This is a genomic window from Streptomyces sp. NBC_01012 (assembly GCF_045162755.1).
Taxonomy (GTDB): domain Bacteria; phylum Actinomycetota; class Actinomycetes; order Streptomycetales; family Streptomycetaceae; genus Streptomyces.
The window spans coordinates 1,642,737-1,668,957 of sequence record NZ_CP108688.1; the positions used below are offsets into that span (position 1 = coordinate 1,642,737).

A 26,221-nucleotide genomic window follows, 5' to 3' on the forward strand; every position below is an offset into this window, starting at 1 on the left:
TCAGTCCAGCACGGCGATGCCGTCGATCTCGACCAGCGCCTGTTCGTCCCAGAGTCTGACCGCTCCGATGACGGCCATGGCCGGATACTCGCGTCCCGCCAGCCTCCGCCAGATCCTGCCCAGTTCGGCGGCGTGGGCGCGGTAGTCGGCCACATCGGTGGCGTAGACGGTGACCCTGGCGAGAGCCGGCGGGGCGCCGCCCGCGGCGCGCAGGGCGGTGAACAGATTGCCCAGGGCGGTCTCGAACTGCTCCGGCAGGGTGGTGCCGACGACCTTCCCCTCGCCGTCCAGCGCCGTCTGGCCGGCCAGGAAGACCAGCCGGCCGCCGGTGGCCGTGACGGCGTGCGAGAAGCCGGTGGGCGGGGCGAGTCCGGCGGGGTTGACGCGGGTGAGCGGATTCATGCGGGCGGCTCCTGTGTCGCTGTCGCGTACAGCTCCTTGGCGATGATGGTGCGCTGTACCTCGGTGGCGCCCTCGTAGATCCGGGGCGCACGGACCTCTCTGTACAGATGTTCGAGCAGATGGCCCCGGCGCAACGCGCGGGCGCCGTGCAGCTGGACGGCCGCGTCCACGACGTACTGCGCGGTCTCGGTGGCGTACAGCTTGGCCATCGCCGCGCGCCGGGGCACGCCGGGCTCACCCGCGTCATGGGCTGCCGCCGCCGCGTACACCAGGAGCCGGGCCGCCTCGGTGCGGGTGGCCATCTCGGCGACCTGGTGCGAGACGGCCTGCAAATCGCTGAGCGGGGCTCCGAAGGCGGTGCGGTGGGCCGTGTGTTCCAGTGTCGCGTCGAGCGCGGCGCGCGCCATGCCCACGGCGAACGCCCCGACGCTGGGCCGGAAGAGGTTCAGGGTGTCCATGGCGACCCGGAACCCCCGGCCCGGCTCGCCGAGCACATCATCGGCCGTCACCGGTACGCCGTCGAAGTCCAGCGCCCCGATGGGGTGCGGGGAGAGCATCTCCAGGGGCTCCCCGGTGAGCCCCTGGCGGTCGGCGGGAACGAGGAACGCGGTGACGCCACGGGCTCCCGCGCTCTCGCCCGTGCGCGCGAAGACGGTGTAGAAGTCGGCCTCGGGGGCGTTGGAGATCCAGCACTTCTCGCCGCTGAGGCGCCAGCCGTTCCCGTCGGGCGCGGGCCGTGCGGCGAGTGCGAGCGCCGCAGCGTCGGACCCCGCTCCCGGCTCACTGAGCGCGAAGGCCGCGACGGCGCGGCCCGCGCGCACCTCGGGGAGCCATCGCGCGCGCTGGGCCTCGGTGCCCGCCGTGCGGACCGGGCCTGATCCGAGGCCCTGGAGCGCGAGCGCGGTCTCCGCCTCGGTGCAGCCGCGCGCCAGCGATTCGCGCAGCAGGCAGAGATCGAGCGCGCCCGAGCCGAGGAGCCGGTCGAGTAGCCCCAGTCTCCCGAGGGCCTCGACGAGCGGACGGTTGACGTGGCCGGGCTCGCCCTTGTCGGCGAGGGGACGCAGCTCGTCGCGGGCGAGTGTGTACAGCTCGTCGCACCAGGCGGATCGACCGGGATCGAGGGAGAATGCCGTCATACCGGCGCCTCTCTTGTCACGACTTATCGCGGACTGTTGACTACCGTCACTCGAACGATACGCTCGAAAGCCCCTAGGGGGGCGATGCTTCATGAAGCCGACCGGTACCGAGAGCGCGCACACCGACACCTTCGCGCGCGACCATCTCCCGTCCGCCGACGACTGGCCCGAGCTGGTCTTCGACCTTCCCGAACTGGCCTACCCCGACCGGCTGAACTGCGGATACGAGCTGCTCGACCGCACCGCCGACCGCTTCGGCCCCGACCGCCCCGCCTTCCGCGGCGCCGACGGCGACGTCTGGAGCTACGGCGAGCTGCGGGACCGGGTGGACCGGATCGCCCAGGTGCTCCACCACGACCTGGGTGTCGTCCCCGGCAACCGGGTGCTGCTGCGCGGCCCCACCACGCCCTGGCTCGCGGCCTGCTGGCTCGCCGTGATGAAGGCGGGCGCCATCGCCGTGACGGTGCTTGACCGGCAGCGCGCGTCCGAGCTCGCGACGATCTGCTCCCTCGCCCGCGTCCGCCACGCCCTGTGCGACGCGAGATCGGTCGACGACCTGGCCGGGGCCGAGGTGCCCGGCCTGCGCATCACGACCTACGGAAGCGACTCCCCCGACGACCTGACGGCGCTCGCCGCAGCGCGGTCCGGGCCCTGCCCCGCGGTGGACACCGCCGCCGACGACATCGCGCTCATCGCCTTCACCTCGGGCACCACAGGTCGGCCCAAGGGCTGTATGCACGCCCACCGCGATGTGCTGGCCGTCGCCGACACCTTCGCCCGCCACGTCCTGCGGCCGCACCCCGACGACGTATTCACGGGCAGTCCGCCGCTCGGCTTCACCTTCGGGCTCGGCGGCCTCGTCGTCTTCCCCCTGCGGGCCGGCGCCAGCGCCCTGCTGCTGGAACAGGCCGGCCCCAAGCAGCTGCTGCCCGCGCTCGCGGCCCACCACGTCTCCGTGCTGTTCACCGCGCCGACCGCGTACCGCGTGATGCTCGACGCGCTCGACGGCCACGACCTGTCCGCGCTGCGCCGCTGTGTCTCGGCCGGCGAGAACCTCCCGGCCGCGACCTGGCGGTCCTGGTACGAGCGGACGGGGCTGCGCATCATCAACGGCATCGGGGCCACCGAACTGCTGCACATCTTCATCTCCGCGGCCGACGAGGCCATCCGGCCCGGCACCACCGGAGTCCCGGTGCCCGGCTGGCAGGCGCGCGTGGTGGACGAGGACGGCCAGGAGCTGCCCGACGGAGAGCCCGGCCTGCTGGCCGTACGCGGCCCGGTCGGCTGCCGCTACCTCTCCGACGAACGTCAGCGGGTGTACGTACGCCACGGCTGGAACATCACCGGCGACACCTACGTCCGCGAGCCCGACGGCTACTTCCGCTATGTCGCCCGCGCCGACGACATGATCATCTCCGCCGGGTACAACATCGCGGGCCCCGAGGTCGAGGAGGCCCTTCTGCGCCACCCCGACGTGCTGGAGGCCGCGGTGGTCGGCCGGGCCGACGAGCTGCGCGGGCAGATCGTGGCGGCGTACGTCGTGCCACGCGAGGGCGCCGGTCTTTCGGCCGACGCCCTGCGCACGCACATGAAGGCCGAACTCGCGCCGCACAAGTGCCCGCGCGCCTTCGAGTTCCTTCCCGCGCTCCCGAGGACGGCGACGGGAAAGCTCCAGCGTTTCCTGCTGCGCGGCACCGCTCTAGAGTGATCACGTGGCCGAGTACACCCCCCGTTCCCTGATCGTCAGCCTCTACGGCGCGTACGGCCGTCGCCCCGGCAACGCGCCGCTGGCGGTGTCCGAGCTGATCCGGCTGCTGCACGTGGTCGGTGTCGACGCCCCTTCGGCGCGCTCGTCCGTCTCCCGCCTCAAGCGCCGCGGGCTGCTCACCCCGGCCCGTACGGCGGACGGGGCCGCCGGGTACGCCCTGTCGGACGACGCCCGTCAGCTGCTGGACGACGGCGACCGGCGGATCTACCGGCGGCCCGCGCCGCTGCCGGGCGACGGCTGGGTGCTCGCCGTCTTCTCGGTGCCGGAAGCCGAGCGCCACAAGCGCCATCTGTTGCGCTCCCGGCTCGGCCGGCTCGGCTTCGGGACGGCGGCGCCCGGGGTGTGGATCGCGCCCGCCGGGCTGTACGAGGAGACGCGGCACACGCTGGAGCGGCTCGGACTCGCCCCGTACGTCGATCTGTTCCGCGGGGAGCACCTCGGCTTCGCCGCGACGAAGGAGGCCGTGGCGCGCTGGTGGGACCTGGAGGCCATCGCCGGGCTCCACCTGGACTTCCTGGAGCAGCAGGAGCCGGTGCTGCGGTCCTGGGAGGCGCGGGCCGACGCGGGGACGCCGGATCCGGAGGAGGCCTACCGCGACTACCTCCGCGCACTGGACTCCTGGCGGCAACTGCCGTACGCGGACCCGGGGCTGCCCGAGGAACTGCTGCCCAAGGACTGGCCGGGCGGACGTGCGGCGGAGGTGTTCGGGCTGCTGCACGGCCGACTGCGGGACGCCGGCGCCAGGTTCGTCCGCGAGAGCCCCTGAGCCTCCCTGAGGCTCCCTGAGCCTCCCGCCGAAATCGTGATGCGCGGAGGCCGTGCGCCCGACAGGATGAGGCATGCCCTGGACCTTCACCGATGATGTGGACGCCTTCCTGGACGCGGCCGGAGCATCCCTGGCCGCCCGGCCCGTCGAGAACACCCTGCTCCTGACGGTCACCGCCACCCTGCGGTCGAGCGGGCCCGATGCCTACGGCGCGCAGCCGCCGGTGCTGGGCTGGTGGCGCGGGGCGGACGGCGAGGTGGCCGGCGCCCTGGTGCGCACACCGCCCTTCGTGCCGATCCTCGGCACGGTGGAGCAGGCGGCGCTCGGACCGCTGGCCGAGGCGCTGCCACTGCCCGGTGTCAACGCGGACCGCGACACCGCCCTGGCCCTGGCGGCCCGTTGGCCGAACCACCGTGTCGACGAGGAGCACCGGCTGTACCGGCTGGGCACGCTGACACCGCCCTCGCCGGCTCCCGCGGGCGCGCCCAGGACCGCGACCCCGGCCGACCGGGCGCTGCTGGTCGGCTGGATCCGTGCCTTCGGCGACGAGACCGGGCAGTCGGGCGACCGGGCGGAGCGGATCGTGGACGAGCGCACCGCACACGGCGGCTTCACGCTCTGGGAGGCGGACGGGCTGCCGGTGGCGACGGCGGGCGTCTCGCGCAGGATCGCGGACACGGTGCGGGTCTCGGTCGTCTACACCCCGCCCGAGCACCGGGGCCGGGGCTACGCGGCGGCGGTGACGGCGGAAGTCAGCCGCGTGGCCCGGGAGGAGGGTGCCCGGGAGGTGCTGCTCTTCGCGGATCTGGCGCATCCGACGAGCAACGGCGTGTACCGGCGCATCGGCTACGAGGCCGTCTCCGACCGCCTGTTGATCACCGCGGATCCGGAGTGACGGCCGGGGAGTCCGGCGGCGGGCCGAGCGTGAGCCGGGGTCTGGGGCCGTCGGTGCGGCCCGTCGGCGGGGTGCGGCTGCCCGCGCGGTACGGCAGCGGCCAGGAGACGCCCGGTCCCGTGTAGCCCTGCTCGGCCGCCGCGTGCAGGGTCCAGTGCGGGTCGTACAGATGGGGGCGGGCCAGGGCGCAGAGGTCGGCACGGCCCGCGAGCAGCAGCGAATTGACGTCGTCCCAGGAGGAGATGGCGCCCACCGCGATGACGGGCACATCCAGGGCGTTCCGGATCCGGTCGGCGTACGGGGTCTGGTAGGAGCGGCCGTACTCGGGGCGCTCCTCGGGGACGACCTGGCCGGTGGAGACGTCGATGGCGTCCGCGCCGTGCGCGGCGAAGGCGCGGGCGGCCGCCACGGCGTCCTCGTCGCTCGTACCGCCCCGGGCCCAGTCCGTGGCGGAGATCCGTACGGTCATGGGCCGGTCGTCGGGCCATACGGCGCGGATCGCGTCGAAGACCTCCAGAGGGAAGCGGAGCCGGTTCTCCAGGGGCCCGCCGTAGGCGTCGGTGCGCAGGTTGGTGAGCGGGGAGAGGAAGCCGGAGAGCAGGTAGCCATGGGCGCAGTGCAGTTCGAGAAGGTCGAATCCGCTGCGGGCGGCCCGTAGGGCGGCCTCGGTGAAGCGGTCCCTGACCGCGTCCATCCCGGCCCGGTCCAGCTCCTGCGGGATCTGGCTGACGCCTTGCTCGTACGGGAGGGGCGAGGCGGCGCTGACCGGCCAGTTGCCCTCCTCCAGCGGCTGGTCGATACCGTCCCACATCAGCCGGGTGGAACCCTTGCGGCCGGAGTGGCCCAGCTGGACGCCGATCGCGGCGCCGGGGGCTGCGTCATGGACGAAGCGCGTGATCCTGGCCCAGGCATCGGCCTGTCCGTCGCTCCACAGGCCGGCGCAGCCGGGCGTGATGCGGCCGTCGGGGCTCACGCAGACCATCTCGGTCATGACGAGACCGGCGCCGCCGAGCGCCCTGGCGCCGAGGTGGACCAGGTGGAAGTCCCCCGGGGTCCCGTCGGCCGCGGAGTACATGTCCATGGGCGAGACGACGACACGGTTACGGAGTTCGAGGCCGCGCAGCCGCAGCGGGGTGAACATCGGCGGGGTGTCGGGCGGACAGCCGAACTCGTCCTCGACCGCGCCCGTGAAGCCGGGGTCGCGCAGCCTCAGATTGTCATGGGTGACGCGGCGGCTGCGGGTGAGGAGGTTGAAGGCGAACCGCAGGGGTGGCTGGTCCACGTACTGCGGGAGTTCCTCGAACCAGCGCAGGCTGGCCGCCGCGGCGCGCTGGGTGGACAGGACGACGGGGCGGCGCTCGGCCTCGTACGCCGCGAGGGCGGTGGGCAGGTCGGGCTGTTCCTCGATGCAGGCGGCCAGGGCGAGGGCGTCCTCGACGGCGAGCTTGGTGCCGGAGCCGATGGAGAAGTGCGCGGTGTGGGCGGCGTCGCCGATGAGAACCGTGCGGCCGTGCGACCAGTGCGCGTTGGAGACGGTGGCGAAGGTGAGCCAGGAGGACTTGTTGGAGCGCAGCGGCCTCCCGCCGAGAGCCTCGGCGAACACCTCGGCGCAGAGTTCGGCCGACCCGGCGGTGTCGCGGGCGTCCAGGCCGGCGGCCCGCCAGACCTCTTCGCGCATCTCCACGATGACGGTGGAGGCCCAGGCGTCAAAGGGATAGGCGTGCAGCTGCATCACGCCGTACTCGGTCTCGGCGATCTCGAAGCGGAAGGAGTCGAACGCGAAGTCGGCGGCGAGCCAGATGTAGCGGTTGCGGTGCTCGGTGACCGTGGGGCGGAAGTGATGGGCGTGGGCCTCACGGGTGGCGCTGTGCACCCCGTCGGCCGCGATGACCAGGTCGTGGTGGGCGGCGAGCTCGGCGGCGGGCGGTGCCGCGGTTTTGAAGCGGAGCCGTACGCCGAGGGACGCGCAGCGCTCGTGCAGGATCCGCAGCAGCGTACGGCGGCCCAGCGCCGCGAAACCGTGGCCGCCCGAGGTCAGAGTGGCGCCCCGGTGCACGACGTCGATGGTGTCCCAGCGCACGAACGCCTCGCTCAGCGCCCGGTACACGACGGGGTCGGCGTGCTCGATGCCGCCGAGCGTCTCGTCGGAGAGGACCACGCCGAAGCCGAAGGTGTCGTCGGGGGCGTTGCGCTCCCACACGGTGATCTCGCGGCCGGGATCCAGCCGCTTCAGGAGGGCGGCGGCGTAGAGCCCGCCGGGACCGCCTCCGACGACCGCGATGCGCCTCGTGCCGGACCTCGTGCTGGACCTCGTGCCGGAGGAGGACATCGCGCTACCTGCCCTGCCACTTCGGTGGCCGCTTCTCGGTGAATGCGGCGTGGAACTCGGCGTAGTCGTCCCCGTGCATCAGGAGGGCCTGGGTGGCGGCGTCCATGTCCACGGCCGCGGCGAGCGGCATGTCGAGCTCGGCGGTGAGCAGTGCCTTCGTCCGGGCGAGCGCGAGGGCGGGGCCGTCGGCCAGCCTCCTGGCCAGAGCGGCGGCCCGGTTGCCGGCCTCCCCCTCGCCGGTGAGCTCGCTGATCAGTCCGATGCGCTCGGCCTCGGGTGCGCGGACGGGTTCGCCGAGCATGAGGATCCGGGTGGCGTGGCCGAGTCCGACGACACGGGGCAGCAGGTAGGCGGCGCCCATGTCGCCGCCGGACAGGCCGACGGCGGTGAAGAGGAAGGCGAAGCGGGCGGACGGGTCGGCGACGCGGACGTCGGCGGCCAGGGCGAGGACCGCCCCCGCTCCGGCGGCCACCCCGTGGACGGCGGCGACCACGGGGAACGGGCACTCCCGCAGAGCGCGTACGACCTGTCCGGTCATCCGGTTGAAGTCCAGGAGCTGCGCGGTGTCCATCGCGAGGGTCGCGCCGATGATCGCGTCGACGTCACCTCCCGAACAGAATCCGCGCCCCTCACCGGCGAGCACGAGGGCCCGCACGGAGCCTTCACGGGAGAGCTCGGCGAGGAGGTCGCGCAGGTCGGCGTAGGCGCCGAAGGTGAGTGCGTTGAGCTTCTCGGGGCGGGCGAGCGTGACGGTCGCCACCCCGTCGTCGATCGTCAGACGCAGATGCTCCCAGCGCTCCGTGCGCGGGGCGGAGCCGGTGAACGGGCTCATGGAAGGGTCCCCTCCAGCCGTCGGGCCGATGCTGATGCCCTACGAAGCTATCACCGATCTGTGACTGTCGTCAGGAGTACGCGATAGTGCGAACCTATGGCGAAGGTCCCCTTCGCTCCGGCCGACCGCCTCTATGTCTGCGGCGTCGCGCTTCGTATGGTTGAGCGCAGGAAGTCCTGGTACAGACCCCCGTACCCTCCGGTGACGGAGGACGCCGCCCCGGGCGCAGCCCGCCCGGAGCGCTGGTCCCCCGCCGGTGTCCCGCTCCCGAACGGAAAACCCGCCTTGCCGCCCGACGTCCCTGCGCCCCAGCCGCAGCCCCCCTCCTGGCGAATCGCCCTGCCGCACTCCACGGCCGCCGTTCCCATCGCCCGCGCCCTCATCCGTACGGCGCTGGCGGAACTCGACGCCCCCGCGGACAGCGACACCGCCGAGCTGCTGACCGCGGAGCTGGTCGCGAACGCCGTGGAGCACACCGACGGCTCGGGGCCCATCGAGCTGGTGGTCGAGCTTCTGGCGTCCGGCTGCCAGGTGGAGGTCCATGACCATGACCCGGGGCCACCGGGGAACCTGTCCCGTCTGCTGCCCGGCAGCACGCCGGACCCGTGGCAGGAGCACGGCCGGGGGCTGCTCCTGATCCGCGCGCTGAGCTCGGCCTGCGGTCACCGCACCACGGAGCAGGGCAAGGCGGTCTGGTTCACCCTTCCGTCGGGCCCTGCGTCCGCCCGGGGCTGACGAGCCGGGAGCGGCTGCGGCCGTATCCCGCGTACACCAGGGCGCCCACCGCGAGGAAGACGACGAACTGCAGCCAGGTCGTCCAGCCCGTCCCGTACATCAGGTAGAGACAGAAGCCGACGCCCAGAATCGGGCTGACGGGGTAGAGCGGCACCCGGAAGGAACGCTTCAGCTCCGGGTCGCGGCGGCGCAGCGCGATGACGGCGACATTGACCACCGCCATGGTGGCGAGCGTGCCGATGGTCGTCAGGTTCACGACGACGCCGAGGGACGAGAACGCCGCGGGGACCGCGAAGACGACGGCCACGATCCAGGTGTTGGCGACCGGCGTACGGGTCTTCGGCGACACCCGCTCGAAGACCCGGGGCACCAGTCCGTCGCGGGACATCGACATCAGGATGCGGGTCTGGCCGTACATCACCGCGAGGACGACGGACGCGATGGCGACGACCGCGCCGAAGGCGATGATCCCGCCGCCGATGCTCGACCCGGTGACCTGGTCCACGACCAGCGAGAGCGCGGCCGGCTTGTCGGACACGGCGTCCGCGCCCAGCGCGCCGATGGCGCCGAGTGCGACCGCGCAGTAGAGCAGCGTGACCAGGCCGATGCAGATCATGATCGCTATCGGGATGTTCCGGCGTGGGTTCCTGACCTCTTCGCCCGCGGTGGTGATGGCGTCGAAGCCGATGTACGAGAAGAACGCCACCGACGCACCGGCGGTGACCCCGGCCATGCCCTGGGGGGCGAACGGCGAGAGGTGCCCGTCCTTGAACGCGGTGAAGGCGATCGCGCAGAACGCGATCAGGATGCCGATCTTCAGGACCGCCATCGCCGCCGTGGCACCGGCACTCTCCCGGATGCCGCGCACGAGCAGGGTGGCCGCCATCATGACCACGATGACCGCGGGCAGGTTGATCACGCCGCCGTCGCCGGGCCCGGAGGACAGTGCCTCGGGGAGGTTCCAGCCGATGAGGCTGTCCAGCAGCTCGTTGACGTACTGGCTCCAGCCGACCGCCACGGCTGAGACCGATACGCCGTACTCCAGCAGCAGGCACCAGCCGACGAGGAAGGCGACCCGCTCCCCGAGCGTGGCGTAGGCGAAGGAGTAGGAGCTGCCGGAGACCGGGATGGCACCGCCGAGCTCCGCGAAGGAGAAGGCGGTGAAGATGCAGGTCACAGCGGCGAGGACGAAGGAGACCACGACGGCGGGGCCCGCTTCTGCGACGCTGTCGGACAGCCCGACGAAGATCCCTGTGCCGACGATCGCCCCGACGCCGAAGCACACCAGCTGGAACAGCCCCATGGTGCGCCGCAGACCGTGTCCTTCCAGGTCGGCGCCCGACTCGGCGAGCAGCAGGGCGGGGCTCTTGATGCGCGCTCCGGCCCTACGGGCAGGGCTGTGCGGGGTGGAGGAGGCGGGGGTCATGGGGGGACGGGGTCTCTTCTCTGGCGGTGCGGGGGACTGAGCCTGTGGGGGGGGGCTCGCACCTGGCATGCGCTCCGGACCGGGCACATGGAAAAGGGGTTCGGGCGTGCGAGCCCGAACCCCACCAAGTGGCACCATAGTAGCCATGTGACCGCATGTTCACCCAATCGGGTGCATGTTCATACGGACCTGCTCATACGGACCTGCTCATGCGCGGATGATCACACGCCGTGCGCGTCGCCTGCCAGCGTCGCGACGAGGACCGCCTTGATCGTGTGCATCCGGTTCTCGGCCTCGTCGAAGACGACGGAGTGCGAGGACTCGAAGACCTCGTCGGTGACCTCCAGCTCCGACAGACCGTGCCGGTCGTGGATCTCCCTGCCCACCTTCGTACCGAGGTCGTGGAAGGCGGGCAGACAGTGCAGGAACTTCACGTCGGCGTTGCCCGTGGCGCGCAGGACGTCCATGGTCACCGCGTACGGCGCGAGGGCGCCGATGCGCTCGTCCCAGACCTCCTTGGGCTCACCCATGGAGACCCAGACGTCGGTGACGACGAAGTCGGCACCCAGGACGCCCTCGGCGACATCCTCGGTGAGGGTGATGCGCGCGCCGCTGGACTCCGCGAGCTCGCGGGCCCGGTCCACGACCTCCCGCACCGGCCAGTAGGCGGTGGGCGCGACGATCCGGACGTCCATGCCGAGCAGGGCGCCGGTGATCAGGTAGGAGTTGCCCATGTTGAAGCGGGCGTCGCCCAGATAGGCGAAGGTGAGCTCCTCCAGGGGCTTCCCGCCGTGCTCGGTCATGGTCAGGACGTCGGCGAGCATCTGGGTAGGGTGCCAGTCGTCGGTGAGACCGTTGAAGACGGGCACACCGCCGTACGCCGCCAGCTCCTCGACGACCTGCTGGCTGTCACCCCGGTACTCGATGCCGTCGTACATCCGGCCGAGCACACGGGCGGTGTCCTTGACCGACTCCTTGTGTCCCATCTGCGAGCCGGACGGATCGAGATACGTCGTGGAGGCGCCCTGGTCGGCGGCGGCCACCTCGAAGGCGCAACGGGTACGCGTCGAGGTCTTCTCGAAGATCAGCGCGATGTTCCGGCCGCGCAGCCGCTGCACCTCGTCGCCCGCCTTCTTCGCAGCCTTGAGCTCGGCGGACAGAGCGATCAGGCCGCGGAACTCCTCGGCCGTGAAGTCCAGCTCCTTGAGGAAATGGCGGCCTGTGAGGTCTATGGCCATGGTGACTGCTCCTGGGTCGGACTGGGGGCATGCGGACGACTATCCTGGAAGTGTATACGAGAGACCGTATTGCTATACAGGGGTATGCGGCGCCTCGCACGGGGTGCCTCACACGGGGTCGCGCACCACCGGGCAGCTCATGCAACGGGGCCCGCCCCGGCCCCGTCCCAGCTCGCTGCCCCGGATCTCGACGACCTCGATGCCTTCCTTGCGCAGATAGGTGTTGGTGGTGGCGTTGCGCTCGTACGCGATGACGACGCCGGGCTCCACGGCCAGCACGTTGCAGCCGTCGTCCCACTGCTCACGCTCGGCGGCGTGCACGTCCTGGGTGGCGGTGAGCACCCGGATCGTGTCCAGGCCGAGCGCGGCGGCGATGGCCCGGTGCATGTGCTCGGGCGGGTGGTCGGTGACCTTCAGCTCACGTGGGCCGGCGCCCGGCTCGATCGTGTAGGAGCGCAGCATGCCGAGCCCGGCGTACTTGGTGAAGGTGTCGCCGTCGACCATCGTCATCACGGTGTCCAGGTGCATGAACGCACGGCGCTTGGGCATGTCGAGCGCCACGATCGTCCGGGCGGACCCGGCGTCGAAGAGCCCTCTGGCCAGCATCTCCACGGCCTGGGGGGTGGTGCGTTCGCTCATCCCGATCAGGACGGCGCCCCGGCCGATGACCAGGACGTCGCCGCCCTCGATGGTGGACGGGTAGTCGTCCTGGCCCTGCGACCAGTGGTGGAAGACGCCGGCCTCGGGTCCGGTGAACAGGGGGTGGTGCCGGTAGATCGCCTCGAAGTGCACGGTCTCGCGCTGTCTGGCCGGCCAGCGCATGGCGTTGATGGACACCCCGTCGTAGATCCAGGCGGAGGTGTCGCGGGTGAAGATGTGGTTGGGCAGGGGGCTGAGCAGGAAGTCGTCCAGATCCATCACATGGAAGCGGACGGAGGTCGGCTCGCCGTGCCGCTCCAGGAACTCCCGCTTCGTCATACCCCCGACCAGGGCCTCGGCCAGCTCGGCGGCCGGCAGCTCGTCGAAGGCGGCGCGCAGATGCTCGGTGGCGAGCGGGCCGTACTCCTTCTCCGCGAAGACCCGGTCCAGGACCAGCCGCCGCGCCACCGGGATGTCCAGGGACTCCCGGAGCAGCTCGCCGAAGAGATGCACCTCCACGCCCCGGTCGCGCAGCACATCGGCGAAACTGTCGTGCTCCTCCCTGGCGCGGCGCACCCAGAGCACGTCGTCGAACAGGAGCGCGTCCTTGTTCCTCGGGGTGAGCCGCTTCAGCTCCAGATCGGGGCGGTGCAGGATGACGCGGCGCAGCCGCCCGGCCTCGGAATCGACATGGAATCCCATGCCCTCATCCTCACCGCGCGGGGCGCCGTTCACCCTGCGAACCGCCACCGGATTCCGGGAGGGCCCTCAGAGCCGCGGGTCGACGGGCTCCGACTCCAGGGCGAGGACCGCGAAGACCGCCTCGTGGATCCGCCACAGCGGCTCCCCCTCCGCCAGTCGGTCGAGCGCCTCCAGACCGAGGGCGTACTCCCGCAGGGCCAGCGACCGCTTGTGGCCGAGGAACCGCGAACGCAGCCGCTCCAGATTCTCCGGCCGGGTGTACTCGGGGCCGTAGATGATCCGCAGATACTCGCGGCCCCGTACCTTGACGCCCGGCTGGAGCAGTCTGCCCTTCGCGTCCCGGACGAGGGCGCCGAGCGGCTTGACGACCATGCCCTCGCCCCCGCGGCCGGTCATCTCCAGCCACCAGTCGATGCCGGAGCGCACGGAGGCCTCGTCACCCGTGTCGACGACCAGGCGCCGGGTGACCTGGAGCAGGCCCGTCGGGTCGTGCTCGACGAGCCGGTCCAGCCATGCCAGCTGCTCGTCGTGCGGCACGGCCGCGAGCGAGCGGCCCTGCACCGCGAGGATCTGGAACGGCGCGATCCGGACGCCGTCGAGCCCCTCGGTGCTCCAGCAGTAGCGGCGGTACGCCTCCGTGAAAGCGGCGGCGTTCTCGGCGCGCTCCCGGCCGCGGCCGGCCAGGGCGCCGACATCGACACCGCGGGCAGCCGCCGCGGCCAGGGCGCCGCCGGCCACGGGCAGGGCCGCGCCCGCGGCCGCGCCCACCGCCGCGTACTGCGAGCGCAGCAGCCCGGCCGCCTTCAGGGACCAGGGCATCAGCTCGGTGTCGAGCACCACCCAGTCGGTGTCCCACTCCTCCCAGAGTCCGGCGGCGGTGACGGCGGCCCGAAGACGGCCGATGACGGTCTCGGTGAGCGCCGTGTCGTCCAGGAACGGCCGCCCGGTGCGGGTGTGCAGGGCGCCGGTGACATGGTCGGTACCGAACCGCTCGCGGGCGGCGTCGGCGTCGCGGCAGACCAGCGCCACCGCCCGCGACCCCATGTGCTTCTCCTCGCAGACGACCTTGGTGACACCGTCCGCGCGGTACTGCGCGAAGGCCTCCGTGGGGTGCTCGAGGAATCCCTCCACCTGCGAGGTCGCGGTCGGGGCCATGGTCGGCGGCAGGTAGGTCAGGAGCCTCGGGTCGATCGCGAAGCGGCTCATGACTTCGAGCGCCGCCGCCGCGTTCTCCTCGCGCACCGCGACCCTGCCCAGGTGCCGGGTCTCCACGATGCGACGGCCCTGCACATCGGCGAGGTCGAGCGGCCGGCCCTCCCGGCCGCCGGGTGCCTCGGTGGTCAGCGGCTTCACCGGCTCGTACCAGACGCGCTCGGCCGGTACGTCGACGATCTCGCGCTCCGGCCAGCGCAGCGCGGTCATCCTCCCGCCGAAGACCGCCCCGGTGTCCAGGCAGAGGGTGTTGTTCACCCAGGAGGTGACGGGCACCGGTGTGTGGCCGTAGACCACCGCGGCACTGCCTCGGTAGTCCTCGGCCCACGGGTAGCGCACGGGCAGGCCGAACTCATCGGTCTCGCCGGTCGTGTCCCCGTACAGCGCGTGCGAACGGACCCGGCCTGATGTGCGCCCGTGGTACTTCTCGGGGAGTCCCGCGTGGCAGACGACGAGCCTGCCCCCGTCCAGGACGTAGTGGCTGACCAGCCCGTCGATGAACTCGGCGACCCGCTTGCGGAACTCGGGGTGCTCGACGTCCTCCCGCTCCAGCTGCTCGACGGTCTCGGCGAGACCGTGACTGTGCTGGACCTTGCGCCCCTTGAGATAGCGGCCCAGCTTGTTCTCGTGGTTGCCCGGCACGCACAGCGCGTCCCCCGACTCGACCATGGACATGACGCGACGCAGCACCCCGGGGCTGTCGGGGCCACGGTCGACGAGGTCGCCCACGAACACGGCGGTCCTGCCCTCGGGGTGGACACCGTCCTTGTAGCCCAGCTTGGCGAGCAGGGTGTCCAGCTCGGAGCGGCAGCCGTGGATGTCGCCGATGATGTCGAACGGGCCCGTGAGGTGCCGGAGGTCGTTGTAGCGGCGTTCCAGGACGACTTCGGCCGTGTCGGCCTCCTCCTCGGTGCGCAGGATGTGGACCTTGCGAAAGCCCTCGCGCTCCAGACCGCGCAGCGAGCGGCGCAGCTCACGGCGGTGGCGCTGCACGACGTGGCGGGGCATGCCGGCGCGGTCGGGGCGGGTGGCGTTGCGTGCCTGGCAGACCTCTTCCGGCAGGTCGAGCACGACGGCGATGGGCAGCACGTCGTACTGCCGGGCCAGCTGGACGAGCTGCTTGCGGCTCTCCTGCTGCACATTGGTGGCGTCGACGACGGTGAGGCGGCCGGCGGCGAGGCGCTTGCCGGCGATGTAGTGGAGCACGTCGAAGGCGTCACCGCTGGCGCTCTGGTCGTTCTCGTCGTCGGCGACGAGGCCACGGCAGAAGTCCGATGAGACGATCTCGGTGGGCTTGAAGTGCTTGCGGGCGAAGGTGGACTTGCCCGACCCGGTGGCGCCGACGAGGACGACGAGGGACAGGTCGGTCACCGGCAGCGTGCGCGGGGCACCGGTCGTGGGACCACTGGTCATGGGACTGCTGGTCATGCGGCCTTCGCCTCCTTCGTCGTCTCCTGGGCCGTGGTCATCGTGAACACGGCCAGCTGTGTGGGAGGCCCCACTTCGGGGTCTTCGGGGCCCACCGGCTCGAACGCCACCGTGTAACCGTGGCGCCCTGCCACCTGCCCCGCCCAGTCCCGGAACTCCTCCCTGGTCCACTCGAAGCGGTGGTCGCCGTGGCGTGCGTGCCCGGCGGGAAGGGTCTCCCAGCGGACGTTGTACTCGACGTTGGGCGTCGTCACCAGCACGGTGCGCGGCCGCGCGGAGCCGAACACCGCGTACTCGAGGGCGGGCAGCCGCTCCAGGTCGAGGTGCTCGATCACCTCGCTGAGCACGGCGGCGTCGTATCCCTTGAGCTGCTTGTCGGTGTAGGTGAGCGCGCCCTGGCGGAGGGTGACCCGGCCGGCCTGCCGCTCGCCCATCCGGTCCAGCTTCAGCCGGCGTGCGGCCACGGTCAGCGCACGCATCGACACATCGACCCCGACGATCTCCGTGTAGCGCACATCCTTGAGCAGCGCCTGTACCAACTGGCCCTGCCCACAGCCGAGGTCGAGCACCCGGGCCGCCCCGGCTGAGCGCAGCGCCTCCAGGATGGCTTCGCGGCGCTGCTCGGCGAGCGGCACCGGCTTCTCCTCCGTGTCGGTGGTCTCGTCGACCGCGTTGTCCAGGCTCTCCACCTCCAGATCGTCCGACTCCGCCAGCCTGACCAGCTCCAGCCGCTCCATCGCCTGCCGGGTGAGACCCCAGCGCCGGGAGAGATAGCGGCTGGTGATCAGCTTCTGCTCCGGGTGGCCCGCGAGCCAGCCCTCACCGGCCCGGAGCAGCTTGTCCACCTCGTCGGGTGCGACCCAGTAGTGCTTGGCGTCGTCGAGCACCGGGAACAGCACATACAGCTGCCGCAGGGCGTCCGCGAGCCGCAACTCCCCCTCCAGCACCAGCCGTACGTAGCGCGAGTCGCCCCACTCCGGGAACTGCTCGTCCAGCGGTACGGCCACGGCGTCCACCCGTGTCCAGCCGAGCGGCGCGAAGAGCTTGTGCACCAGCTCCGCCCCACCGCGCGCGGGCAGCGCGGGCACTTCGATCCGCAGCGGCAGGGCTTCCGCGGCCCGCTCGGGCATCGCCCTGCACGCCCCGTTCAGCGCGGACTTGAACACCGTCGTCATCGCGACCGAGAGCAGGGACGACGCCGCGTACGGCCGGTCGTTGACGTACTGCGCGAGTGCCGCGTCGGGGGCTCCGCCCCGGCCCTTGCCCTTGCCGCGCCTCACCAGCGCCACCGGATCCACCTCGAGCAGCAGAGCCGCGGTACAGCGCTCCACGGACGCCTCCGGGTAGAAGACGTGCGCGGTGCCGTGCGCCGTGGAGAACGCCTGCGCCTTGTCGGGATGCTTGTGCAGCAGATAACCGAGATCGGTGGCGGGACGCTCAGAAGTGCCGGTCGTACTGATAGTCATGAACACGCGTCCGAGTATGGTCCGGTGACCTGTCCCCCACCAGGCATTTTCACGCCCCGGCCGCCTCCAGCTGGTCCGCCAGTGCCGCGATTTCGGACGGGCCGACCCGACAGCAGCCACCGACCAGCCGTGCGCCCGCCCGCTGCCAGTCCCGCACCCTGCCCGGCTCGAAGGTGCCGCGCCCCGTCCAGGCCCGGCCGTCCGCGTCCCACTTCTCCCCACTGTTCGGATAGACGACCACCGGTTTGCCGCTGACCGCCGCCGCCACCTCCACCGCCCGGCCGACGTCGGCGGGATCACAGCAGTTGACCCCGACGGCCACCACCTGGTCGACACCGGCGGCGAGCGCGAACGCCTCCGTCAGAGGCTGCCCGGCCCTGGTCAGGTCGCCCGCCACGCTGTACGAGAGCCAGACCGGCACCCCGATCCCCTCGGCCACCCGCAGCAGCGCCTCGGCCTCGTCGATGTCCGGCACCGTCTCCAGGGCCATCACATCGGTCCCGGCCCCGGCCAGTGTCTCCGCCCGGGGCCGGTGGAAGCGCTCCAGCTCCCGGACGGTGAGTCCGTACCGGCCCCGGTACTCGCTGCCGTCCGCGAGCATCGCCCCGTACGGTCCGACCGAGGCGGCGACCCACGACTCCCGGCCCGTCACCGCACCCGCCCTGCGCGCCGCCTCGACGCTCGCGGCCATCAGCTCCGACGCCCGTGCCCGCCCGGTCCCGCGCCTGGCGAACCCTTCGAAGGTGGCCTGGTAGCTGGCGGTGATGAGCACCTGTGCACCTGCCCGCGCATAGGCCGTGTGAGCGGCCTCGATCTGCTGGGGCGCGTCGCTCAGCAGCCGGGCCGACCACAGCGCGTCGGACAGATCGCAGCCCTGCGCCTCCAGTTGGTTGGAGAGACCCCCGTCCAGCAGAACGGTCCCCTCGGCGAGCGCTTCGCCGAGCGTACGGCCGGGCGCGCCGTCCGCGTCCGCTGTCCGGGCAGAGTGCACAGCTGCTCCTTCCTGTCGGCAGACGATGTCCGCCTGCTACCGGGGGGCGCCTGGTACCGGGGTCCGCCTGGTACCGGGGTCCGCCCGCTGCCGGGGTCCGCCCGCTGCCAGGTGCGCCTGTTACCGATGTCCACCGGCTTCGGCGGCCGCCAGGTGTCAGCGACCACCGGCTTGGGCGGCCGTCGGCTGTCAGCCCAGCTGGGACTGGACCTGCGACGCGATCAGTTCCAGATGGTCCAGGTCGTGGAGGTCGAGCACCTGGAGATAGATCCGCGACGAGCCGATCGCGGCGTACCGGCCGATCTTGTCGACCACCTCGTCGGGTGAGCCCGCCAGCCCGTTCGCCTTGATCTCCTCGACCTCCCTTCCGATGACGGACGCGCGCCGCGCCACCTCCGCGTCGTCCTTCCCGACACACACCACAAGGGCGTTGGAATACACCAGGTCGTCAGGGGCCCGCCCGGCCGCGGCAGCGGCGTCCCTGACCCGGCCGAACTGCCGCTCGGTGTCCTCGATCGACGCGAAGGGGATGTTGAACTCGTCCGCGTACCGTGCGGCCAGGCGCGGGGTACGGACCGCTCCGTGGCCGCCGATCAGGACCGGCACCTTCGTCTGGGCGGGCTTCGGCAGCGCCGGCGAGTCGGTGAGCTGGTAGTACGTCCCGTCGTAGCTGAACGTCTTGCCTGTCTCGGTCTCCCACAGCCCCGTGACGATCGCCAGCTGCTCCTCCAGCCGGCCGAACTTCTCCTTCGGGAACGGGATGCCGTATGCCTTGTGCTCCTCCTCGAACCAGCCGGCGCCGAGGCCCAGCTCGACCCGGCCGCCGGACATCTGGTCGACCTGGGCGACCTGGATGGCCAGCACCCCGGGCAGACGGAAGGTGCCCGCGGTCATCAGCGTGCCGAGGCGGATCCGCTTGGTCTCGCGGGCCAGCCCGGCCAGAGTGATCCAGGCGTCGGTCGGGCCGGGCAGACCGTCCCCGGAGCCCATGCGCAGATAGTGGTCGGATCGGTAGAAGGCATCGAAGCCGAGGTCCTCGGTGGCCTTGGCGACGGTGAGCAGGGTGTCGTAGCTCGCCCCTTGCTGGGGCTCGGTGAAGATTCGAAGATCCATGCCTCCATCCTGCACCTTCGAGGCCCCTGCGCCCCCTTTCCCCGCTCTCTCCGCCGAACACCCGGGGCACTACGCACGGCGCAGACGCAGACGCACGCCCACGGCACGCGTCGCGCGCCCGCCGCTCACGGCTGGCCCGCGACGAAGCCGGCCGGGCCGTGTATCACGCCGAAGGGGCCGTCACGCTCCCGCTCCAACTCCTGTTCGTGCTCACGCTCCTGCTCGGCAAGCAGCCTCAGCATCCCCTGCACCCGGTCCACCGACTCGTCGACGGCGTCTATCGCCTCGATGCACTGCCAGTAGAGCCCTCCCTCCTCCGTGCCGCAGGCGACACCCACCAGCGCGATGCCCGCCTCCCCGAGGAGCAGCAGGAGAGCGGCCAACGCCCTGGGCACATGGTCCACTTCTGTGAGCCGCGACGCCCGCACACCTCCGGCCGGAACCAGCGGATGGTCGAGCACCGCGCTGCCCAGGGCGCAGGTCTCGCTGAGCCCGCGCGCCTCCGTCCGTAACTCCGCCGGTCCGGACCTCGCGAGCTGCCCGCCGACCGCTCTGGCGAGCGCCTGGGCCTGCCATGCCTCCGCCATGACCGCCGACACTCCCCTGCTGCCCGCCAGCGCGCTCCGGCCCGCCGCGATCAGTCGCTCCGCTTCCATGCCGCTCCCCCGTCACCGAGATCACTCGTGTTGAAGAACCCACTCACCTCTTCATTACCCACAGTGAGGGTCACGGCACACGAAAGCCAGAGGAAATCGGAAATCTGTGGACAGGAAGTCGATTGTTAACAAGTCGATCACTCAAGAGAGTGACGCTCTGTCACTTTCGTGCCGTTCGATGCCGGAAAACGCGTCTCGTTGCGGTCGATCTTGGCGGCCAGGGCCCCCAGAGCGTCGATTCCCAGGACCTCGCAGAACTGCAGCAGATACGCCAGGACGTCGGCCACCTCGTCGGTGACACGGAACGCCGAATCGGGGTCCTCCATGACCCTCGCCGACTGTTCCGGCGTCAGCCACTGGAAGATCTCCAGGAGTTCGGAGGCCTCCACACTCAGCGCGGCGCTCAGATTCTTGGGGGTGTGGTACGGCCCCCAGGCCCGTGCCTCCGCGAAGTCGGCCAGTCGTCGTTGCAGTTGTGCCACATCCAGTTCCGTCACGGTGCCAGGTCTACCACTCCCGCACCGGCCGTCTCCCGGGCCACCGCCGCGGCCGCCTCACCGACCGTCCCCAGCAGACGCACCTGCCCGTTCGCGCAGACCGATGACGCCAGCGACAGCAGCACCGCGGTCTGGCGCGTGTCCAGGCTCCGGTCGAACCCGTCGGCCAGGACGGTGAAGGCCTGCATGGCCGACGGCACCTCCGCCGCAGGGTCCGCCACCAGCACATCAGGGCCGGTCAGCAGCACGAACGCATGGGCGAGACAGCGAAGTTCACCGTCACCGAGAGCGCCGACGGGTGTGCTGCGTCCCGGGCCCCGGCCGGCCAGGGCCCGCACTCTGCCGTCCTTCAGCCGCTCCACGGTCAGCCCCGTCACCCGTCGCGCACACCCGGCGTCCGCGACGGCGACCAGCCGGGCGTACCGCTGTGCGCACCGGCCCCGGGTACGGCGCAGGAGATCGGCGAGGTTGTCGCAGTACCGGTTCAGCTGCCCCTCGCCGGCGGCCACCGGCTCCCGCATCAGCCGAGGCTGTGGATCGCAGACGAACGCCGACCGCAGGGCGACCACCACCTGCTCGGCGGCGGCCAGCACCCTGAGCTGCCCGTCAGTCGTCCCGGCGACCCGCAACGGCAGCAGCGCCGTACCGAGCCGGTCGTCGGGGAAGGGGGCACGCGTCACGGGCACCGCCCCAGCGGTGTACCAGCCGGCCTGCACGGAGGAGCGCCGGGGATCCCGCAGCGCCGTGCTGAGCAGGGTCTCGCCGCAGTCGGTCAGCCGCTCGCCGACGATACGGAGCGCGGGCTCGGCCTGCACGGCGATATCCAGTCTCACCGGGCCGGCCGGGCCCTCCACCGTGCAGCCGATCCTGAAGCCGCGCCGCCCCTGCCCGTCGGCGCCGGCCCCTTCGGGAACCAGAGCCGCCGGGTCGGGGAAGACGTCCTCCAGCCGATCACCGGCGGCCAGCCGCGCGAGCGCCTCGTACCCGCGCAGGGCGGTCGACTTTCCGCTGCCGCTGCCTCCGGCGAGCAGGGTGAGCGGCCCGAGCGGGATGACGGTACGGCGGTGCGCGGCGAAGGCGGCGAGCCGGAGCTCACTGACGAACGGGCGGACGGGGCGGGCAGGGCGGTCCGGGCGGGCGGGGTGGTCCGCGCCGTACGGCCCGTACGGCCCGGACGGCACGGGGGCCGCCGCTCCCGGGAAGGTGGAGGTCACAGTCATGAGCGGACGGTACGCACGCCCTGAAGCGGCGAACCGTTCCGCCCGCACCACCTTCCTACGATTGAGGTACGCCCGCGGGGGTGACCCCCTCGACCTCCATGCCGACCGGCGCGAGCAGGAAGACATTGCGGTCCACCCGGTGCATCCCGCTGCCGAGACCGAAGACCACGCCACTGCTGAAGTCCAGGATCCGCTTGGCCACATCGGTCTCCGCGCCGGTCAGATCCAGCAGAACCGGGATCTGGGCCACCAGGTACTCGGCCACCTCCCGTGCGTCCGCGAACACCTGCACCCTCAGCACGACCATGCGCCGCTGCTCGGCCGACTCCCGCTGTTCCGGGACGGTCCTGTGATCGACCCGGGACGGCCATTCGTCACGGCCCCTCAGGGGTACGACCTGGGCGAGCCCTTCCCACTGTTCGTCGGTGGCGTCGTATCTGTCGTACCTGTCGTACCTGCTCACAGAACCACCCCGTCCGTATGCCGGTTGGCTGTGCGCCGGCTGCGCTCGCTGTTCATCGGGCAATTCTCTCGCCCCTCACCCGTTCGGCGTACCACCGACACGGTTCGGAACGTGATCGGCGACGTCCGGAGCGTCCGCTCCGTCCTGCTCGGGGAGTGTGCCGAGCGGTGTGAAACGGACCGGGAGATGCGCCGGAGCACGATGGAAGGGGCCCGGCCGCCAGACCAGCGCGCCGGGCTCGACGGCGAGTTCCAGATCGCAGAGCTGACTGGTGAGCTGTTCGATCGCGGTCATCGCCATCAGCAGGGCGGGCTGCTTCGCGGGACAGCGGTGCGGCCCCGCCGACCACGCCAGGTGAGCACCGTCACCGGAGCGCGCGGCGGGGTCCGAGCCGGAGGGCGGCGACTGGGTGTTGGCGGCGGCGAAGGAGACCAGCACCAGCTGCCCTGCGCGCAACGGGACCCCGTGGAACTCCGTGTCGTGACGCGGGAAGTGGGCCCCCATGTTGGCCAGCGGTGGATCGCGCCAGAGTACGTCGTCGACCGCCTCGTGCGCGGTTGTCGCGCCGCCGTGCAGGGAGCCCCCGTACCCGGTGTCGCTGAGCATGCGTAGCAGGGCGTTGCCGATCAGATTGGTCGTGGGCTCGTGGCCCGAGCTCATGATGAGCGTGATCTGACGCACGACCTCGTTGTCGTCGAGCCCGGCCGGATGTGCCAGCAGGTATGTGGTGAGGTCACGGCCCGGGCTCCGCCGCCGCGCGGAGACGAGCGCGCTGACGACGCCGACCAGGTCCTCGTACGCCGCTGTCGCGTCCTGGGCCGAGTCCAACATCGCGCCGGTACCGCGGACCACTCGCTCGGTGTCCTGGGGGGCCACGCCGAACGCGGAGGTGAAGACGTGCAACGGGAGCCTGCGGGCGTACTGGGAGATGAGGTCACCGGTGCCGGTGGCCGAGAACTCCGCGATGAGGCGCTGCGCGACCTGGGCGACCTCCGCACGCAGCAGGTGGGGTTCGATCCGGGCCAGGGTGTCGTTGATGGCATCGCGGTAGCGGGCGTGGACGGCGCCGTCGGTGAAGAGCGCGGCGGGACGGTATCCGAGCACGGGCAGAACCGACGAGTCTGCGGGGACGCCCTCCTGCCAGGCGCGCGGGTCCTTGGTGAAGGTCTCGGTGTCCCGCAGCAGGTCGACGGCCGCGTGGTAGTCGGTGACCAGCAGCGCGTCCACGTCCGGGGCGATGCGCACCCTGGCCAACGGCCCCTGGTCCCGCAGCCTGCGGTAGTGGCCGTGCGGATCGGCGGCGAAGTCGGCGCCGTACAGCGCGAGGGGTTCGCGGAGCGAGGGGACGGTATCGGGGGAAGTGCCGGTCACGGGAGGGGTCATGACGATTCCTGGGGCGCGGGCAGGCAGGTCAGCGCGTGCTCGGCGAGGGCGATCAGGGCGTCGATGCTGCCCCGGCGTTCGCGGGCGTCGCACTGCACCAGCGGGGTGCGGGGATCGAGGTCGAGGTGCTTGCGCAGGACCTCGTCCGCGTGGGCGGGGGCATCGGGGAAGCGGTTCACGGCGACGGCGTACGGAAGCCCTTGTTCCTCCACCATGTCCATGACGGCGAAGGAGTCCTCGAGCCGGCGGGTGTCCACCATGATCAGGGCGCCGAGCGCACCGCGCGCGATGTCCTCCCACAAGGGGAAGAAGCGCTCCTGTCCGGGCGTGCCGAACATGTAGAGCACCAGGTCGTCCTGGACGGTCAGCCGCCCGAAGTCGATGGCGACCGTGGTCGTGGTCTTCTCCGGAAGTCCGGCGGTGTCGTCGAGTCCCGTACTGGACTGCGTCATCGCCTCTTCCGTGTGCAGGGTCGGGATTTCCGACAGCGTACGGATCAGGGTCGTCTTGCCCACGCCGAAGGGACCCGTGACGACGAGTTTCATCAGGGTCTCGGCGGCACTCGGCAGATAGCCGATGCCGCCCCGGTCAGTGGAGGGAACGGAGTCCAACGAGCAGCCTCTCGACGAGCGACCGGTCGATCTCACCGGCACTGGGGATCGGTGGTCGAGCGTGCAGATGTCCTGCGGCCACGAGATCCGTGGCCAGGAAGACCGTGGCGCTGACCGGAAGGTCCAGATGGGCAGCGCACTCGACGACGGTGAGGGCTCCCGGCTTCAGGAGCTCACACAGCCTGCGCTGTTCCGAGCCGGTGTCCTGCGGCAGCTCGGAGTCCGTACGGATGAGCACGGCGAGCCGGTCGAGCGCGGGACCGGTGGGTGTGGAGCGGCCACCGGTGACCAGGTAGGCGGGAATCAGGCGGCGGCCTGGGCCTGGGGTCATGGCCGGGTGGCAGCGTCCGGTTGGCGGGTGGGGGCGTGCATGGCCCTGGTCAGCGCGGTGACCTGCACCTGCATCTGGTAGGCGATGTTCCCCAGATGCGCGTCGGGCGCCGCGAACAGAGCCAGAGTGGTGTTCCTGCCCGCCGGGACGACGACCGCGTAACCCAGATCGGACTCCACGACCGTCTGGGCCAGACTCGGCGAATCGGCCTCGGTGAAGGCTGTGGTGAAGGCGCGGGCGGCCGCGTGCAGGGTGGCCGTCATCGCGGCGACGCGCTCGGCGGACGCCCGGTCCAGGCCGGGCGAGGCGCCCTCGACGAGACCGTCGCCGGTGGCGACCACTGCGTGCTGTACGCCGGGCAGCTCCAGCAGGGGAGTCAGCACCCAGGCGAGATCACCGGCGGTGGGGGTGGTGCTCACGTCTCGTCGTCTCCTTGGTCGTCCGATGGGTGTACTGGGGGCGCCGGGGGCGCGAGCGCCTCCCTGCCGCTGAGGGTGCCTTGCTGGAGGGCGGTCCAGGCAGCCCCGGCCTGTTCGGGTGTACGGGTCACCGGCTCCTGCGCCGGCCGCTGCCCGGCCGGCGGCGGGCTCTGGGGGGAGGCCGTCCTGCGGGCTCGACGCCGCCGGGTGGGCAGCCCCGCCGGACGCGCCGTTTCCGCGGCGGCGGTCTCGGTCTCGGGCGTTGCGGGTGCGGGCGTTGCGGTCGCGGGCGTTGCCGGTTCAGGCATTGCCGGTTCGGGCGTTGCAGGTGCCGCCTCGGGAGTGGCCGGCGCGGCCTCGGGAGCAGCCGGAGCCGCCGCGGCCGAAGCGGGTTCGGGTGCAGTCGGCGTCGGCTGCGGCGCGGCGGGCGCGGTCGGGGCAGCGGGTTCCCCCCTGGCGGGCGACGGGATCGCGGCAGCTCCGGCCCCGGCTCCGGCCGGCCGCGCGAGCACCGGCTTCGGCGCGAGCACGGACAGGGTGCGGTCGTCGTCGATCACGGTCAGCAGATGCGCCGGAATCCGCAGCATCGTGCGCATCCCCCCGTACGGCGACGGCTCGATGTGGCAGCTGAAGCCGTAGCGCGCGATGAGCCGACCGACCACAGCGAAGCCGGTCTGCGGCGGGTCCCCCAGCTCCGTGAGCAGCACTTCGGAGGGGCCCGACAGGAGCGCGTGTGCCCGCTTCAGCGCGTCGTCGTCCATGCCGATCCCGGCGTCGTCGACGAGGATCAGGGCGCCGCGCCCGGCGGTCTGCTGGACCGTCACCGGGACCTCGGTGTCCGGGTGCGAGTACGCCGTCGCGTTGGCCATCAGCTCGGCGAGCGCGATGGCGAGGGGTTCCGCGGCCCGGGCGACCAGCGCGAGCCGCTCCTGGCGCAGATGGTTGGAGACCTTGATCCGCTCGTACCCCGCGACCCGTGACTGGGCTCCGAGCACGACCTCGACGAGCGAGGAGTTCTGCCGGGCGAGGCCGGGCCAGGCGTCGCAGAGCACGGCCGTGGCCTGGGTGCGGCGCAACGCCAGTTCGTTACGGAAGTCGAGCTGGAGGATCCGCGGGTCGTCGTACTCGTGCTGGAGCTCGTGCAGCAGATGCTGCGACTGGTTGAGCAGCGACTGGATCTTGGCCGAGGTGCCGCGCATGGCCGACCGCGCTGCCGCGTCGACGCGTCCGCGCTCCTCCAGGACCGCGGTGCGCGCGGCCTGTACGGCCTCGGTCAGCAGTCGGGCCGCGTCGCCCTCGATCTCGGCGGCCTCCCGCAGGCCCGGGACGGGTGCCGCCCGGTGGGAGAGCGCGGCGGCCGCGGCAGGTATCCGCTTCCTGGCCAGCTGGCGGATCTCCTCGGTGAGGGCGAGGGTGCGCGCCTCTGCCGCCCTGGCCTGACGCTCTGCCAGCTCGGCGTGCGCCGATGCCCCGTACGCGTCCCGCCCGGCCTGAAACGCGCGTGTGGCCGACCATATCGCCACTGCTACGGCGATCAGGGCCACGATCCATGCCACCACGGCG

The 26,221-nt window shown here is 71.8% G+C and carries 24 protein-coding genes; 4 read left to right on the forward strand and 20 right to left on the reverse strand.

The window, feature by feature from the left end; translation table 11 throughout:
* On the reverse strand, window positions 1-402 hold the full coding sequence (locus OG623_RS07110) for a RidA family protein (protein WP_406145300.1): 402 nt from the start codon (window positions 400-402) through the stop codon (window positions 1-3).
* Complete coding sequence (locus OG623_RS07115) at window positions 399-1,538, reverse strand: acyl-CoA dehydrogenase family protein (protein WP_406145302.1); 1,140 nt, start codon at window positions 1,536-1,538, stop codon at window positions 399-401. Before OG623_RS07115 ends, OG623_RS07110 begins: the two co-directional genes overlap by 4 nt.
* A 91-nt stretch (window positions 1,539-1,629) precedes the next feature.
* Between OG623_RS07115 and OG623_RS07120 the strand changes: the two genes are divergently transcribed.
* The 3 genes from OG623_RS07120 to OG623_RS07130 all read left to right on the forward strand — a co-directional run bounded on the left by OG623_RS07120 (window position 1,630) and on the right by OG623_RS07130 (window position 4,967).
* Window positions 1,630-3,246 carry an AMP-binding protein gene (locus tag OG623_RS07120; protein WP_406145304.1) on the forward strand — a complete coding sequence of 539 codons (1,617 nt, stop codon included), beginning with the start codon at window positions 1,630-1,632 and terminating at the stop codon, window positions 3,244-3,246.
* Between the two features lie 4 nt (window positions 3,247-3,250).
* Window positions 3,251-4,072, forward strand: a complete 822-nt coding sequence (locus OG623_RS07125; RefSeq protein WP_406145306.1) for a PaaX family transcriptional regulator C-terminal domain-containing protein — start codon at window positions 3,251-3,253, stop codon at window positions 4,070-4,072.
* A gap of 73 nt (window positions 4,073-4,145) precedes the next feature.
* Window positions 4,146-4,967, forward strand: coding sequence for a GNAT family N-acetyltransferase (locus OG623_RS07130; protein ID WP_406145307.1), 822 nt, complete (start codon window positions 4,146-4,148; stop codon window positions 4,965-4,967).
* Here the strand turns inward: OG623_RS07130 and OG623_RS07135 are convergent.
* Together OG623_RS07135 and OG623_RS07140 are read right to left on the reverse strand one after the other, a co-directional pair.
* The gene (locus OG623_RS07135) at window positions 4,948-7,296 is read right to left on the reverse strand and encodes a bifunctional salicylyl-CoA 5-hydroxylase/oxidoreductase (RefSeq protein WP_406145309.1); all 2,349 of its coding nucleotides are present in this window, start codon (window positions 7,294-7,296) and stop codon (window positions 4,948-4,950) included. The genes OG623_RS07130 and OG623_RS07135 overlap by 20 nt on opposite strands.
* Window positions 7,297-7,300: 4 nt before the next feature.
* Window positions 7,301-8,128 carry an enoyl-CoA hydratase family protein gene (locus OG623_RS07140; RefSeq protein WP_406145310.1) on the reverse strand — a complete coding sequence of 276 codons (828 nt, stop codon included), beginning with the start codon at window positions 8,126-8,128 and terminating at the stop codon, window positions 7,301-7,303.
* 285 nt (window positions 8,129-8,413) lie between these two features.
* Between OG623_RS07140 and OG623_RS07145 the strand changes: the two genes are divergently transcribed.
* Window positions 8,414-8,863 carry an ATP-binding protein gene (locus OG623_RS07145; protein ID WP_406151712.1) on the forward strand — a complete coding sequence of 150 codons (450 nt, stop codon included), beginning with the start codon at window positions 8,414-8,416 and terminating at the stop codon, window positions 8,861-8,863.
* Here OG623_RS07145 and OG623_RS07150 read toward each other — a convergent pair.
* From OG623_RS07150 to OG623_RS07225, 16 genes are all read right to left on the reverse strand, one after another.
* Window positions 8,826-10,289: an amino acid permease gene (locus OG623_RS07150; RefSeq protein WP_406145311.1), complete on the reverse strand. Its 1,464-nt coding sequence runs from the start codon at window positions 10,287-10,289 to the stop codon at window positions 8,826-8,828. The two genes, OG623_RS07145 and OG623_RS07150, sit on opposite strands and share 38 nt — an antisense overlap.
* A 221-nt stretch (window positions 10,290-10,510) precedes the next feature.
* Window positions 10,511-11,527, reverse strand: a complete 1,017-nt coding sequence (gene argF / locus OG623_RS07155) for an ornithine carbamoyltransferase (RefSeq protein WP_406145313.1) — start codon at window positions 11,525-11,527, stop codon at window positions 10,511-10,513.
* A gap of 108 nt (window positions 11,528-11,635) precedes the next feature.
* Window positions 11,636-12,868 (reverse strand): arginine deiminase, encoded by a 1,233-nt coding sequence (locus OG623_RS07160; protein ID WP_406145314.1) that lies wholly within the window; start codon window positions 12,866-12,868, stop codon window positions 11,636-11,638.
* 66 nt (window positions 12,869-12,934) lie between these two features.
* Entirely contained in the window at window positions 12,935-15,493 is a 2,559-nt protein-coding gene (locus tag OG623_RS07165) for a polynucleotide kinase-phosphatase (protein WP_406151713.1), read from the reverse strand.
* An 11-nt stretch (window positions 15,494-15,504) separates the two neighbouring features.
* Window positions 15,505-16,980: a 3' terminal RNA ribose 2'-O-methyltransferase Hen1 gene (locus OG623_RS07170; RefSeq protein ID WP_406145316.1), complete on the reverse strand. Its 1,476-nt coding sequence runs from the start codon at window positions 16,978-16,980 to the stop codon at window positions 15,505-15,507.
* Between the two features lie 43 nt (window positions 16,981-17,023).
* Complete coding sequence (gene mmuM, locus OG623_RS07175) at window positions 17,024-17,965, reverse strand: homocysteine S-methyltransferase (RefSeq protein ID WP_406145317.1); 942 nt, start codon at window positions 17,963-17,965, stop codon at window positions 17,024-17,026.
* Between the two features lie 189 nt (window positions 17,966-18,154).
* Entirely contained in the window at window positions 18,155-19,078 is a 924-nt protein-coding gene (locus OG623_RS07180; RefSeq protein WP_406145318.1) for an LLM class F420-dependent oxidoreductase, read from the reverse strand.
* Between the two features lie 125 nt (window positions 19,079-19,203).
* The gene (locus OG623_RS07185) at window positions 19,204-19,734 is read right to left on the reverse strand and encodes a DUF6099 family protein (RefSeq protein ID WP_406145319.1); all 531 of its coding nucleotides are present in this window, start codon (window positions 19,732-19,734) and stop codon (window positions 19,204-19,206) included.
* A gap of 137 nt (window positions 19,735-19,871) precedes the next feature.
* The gene (locus OG623_RS07190; RefSeq protein ID WP_406145321.1) at window positions 19,872-20,231 is read right to left on the reverse strand and encodes a nucleotide pyrophosphohydrolase; all 360 of its coding nucleotides are present in this window, start codon (window positions 20,229-20,231) and stop codon (window positions 19,872-19,874) included.
* Complete coding sequence (locus OG623_RS07195; protein WP_406145322.1) at window positions 20,228-21,451, reverse strand: ATP-binding protein; 1,224 nt, start codon at window positions 21,449-21,451, stop codon at window positions 20,228-20,230. Before OG623_RS07195 ends, OG623_RS07190 begins: the two co-directional genes overlap by 4 nt.
* 55 nt (window positions 21,452-21,506) lie before the next feature.
* Complete coding sequence (locus tag OG623_RS07200) at window positions 21,507-21,914, reverse strand: cell division protein SepF (protein WP_362888998.1); 408 nt, start codon at window positions 21,912-21,914, stop codon at window positions 21,507-21,509.
* Between the two features lie 75 nt (window positions 21,915-21,989).
* Window positions 21,990-23,297 carry a cytochrome P450 gene (locus OG623_RS07205; RefSeq protein ID WP_406145324.1) on the reverse strand — a complete coding sequence of 436 codons (1,308 nt, stop codon included), beginning with the start codon at window positions 23,295-23,297 and terminating at the stop codon, window positions 21,990-21,992.
* Entirely contained in the window at window positions 23,294-23,908 is a 615-nt protein-coding gene (locus OG623_RS07210) for a GTP-binding protein (RefSeq protein ID WP_406145326.1), read from the reverse strand. The genes OG623_RS07205 and OG623_RS07210 overlap by 4 nt, the downstream gene beginning before the upstream one ends.
* On the reverse strand, window positions 23,886-24,239 hold the full coding sequence (locus tag OG623_RS07215; protein WP_406145328.1) for a DUF742 domain-containing protein: 354 nt from the start codon (window positions 24,237-24,239) through the stop codon (window positions 23,886-23,888). The genes OG623_RS07210 and OG623_RS07215 overlap by 23 nt, the downstream gene beginning before the upstream one ends.
* Window positions 24,236-24,658 (reverse strand): roadblock/LC7 domain-containing protein, encoded by a 423-nt coding sequence (locus OG623_RS07220; protein WP_406145329.1) that lies wholly within the window; start codon window positions 24,656-24,658, stop codon window positions 24,236-24,238. Before OG623_RS07220 ends, OG623_RS07215 begins: the two co-directional genes overlap by 4 nt.
* On the reverse strand, window positions 24,655-26,217 hold the full coding sequence (locus tag OG623_RS07225; RefSeq protein WP_406145331.1) for an ATP-binding protein: 1,563 nt from the start codon (window positions 26,215-26,217) through the stop codon (window positions 24,655-24,657). The genes OG623_RS07220 and OG623_RS07225 overlap by 4 nt, the downstream gene beginning before the upstream one ends.
* Between the last annotated feature and the right edge of the window lie 4 nt (window positions 26,218-26,221).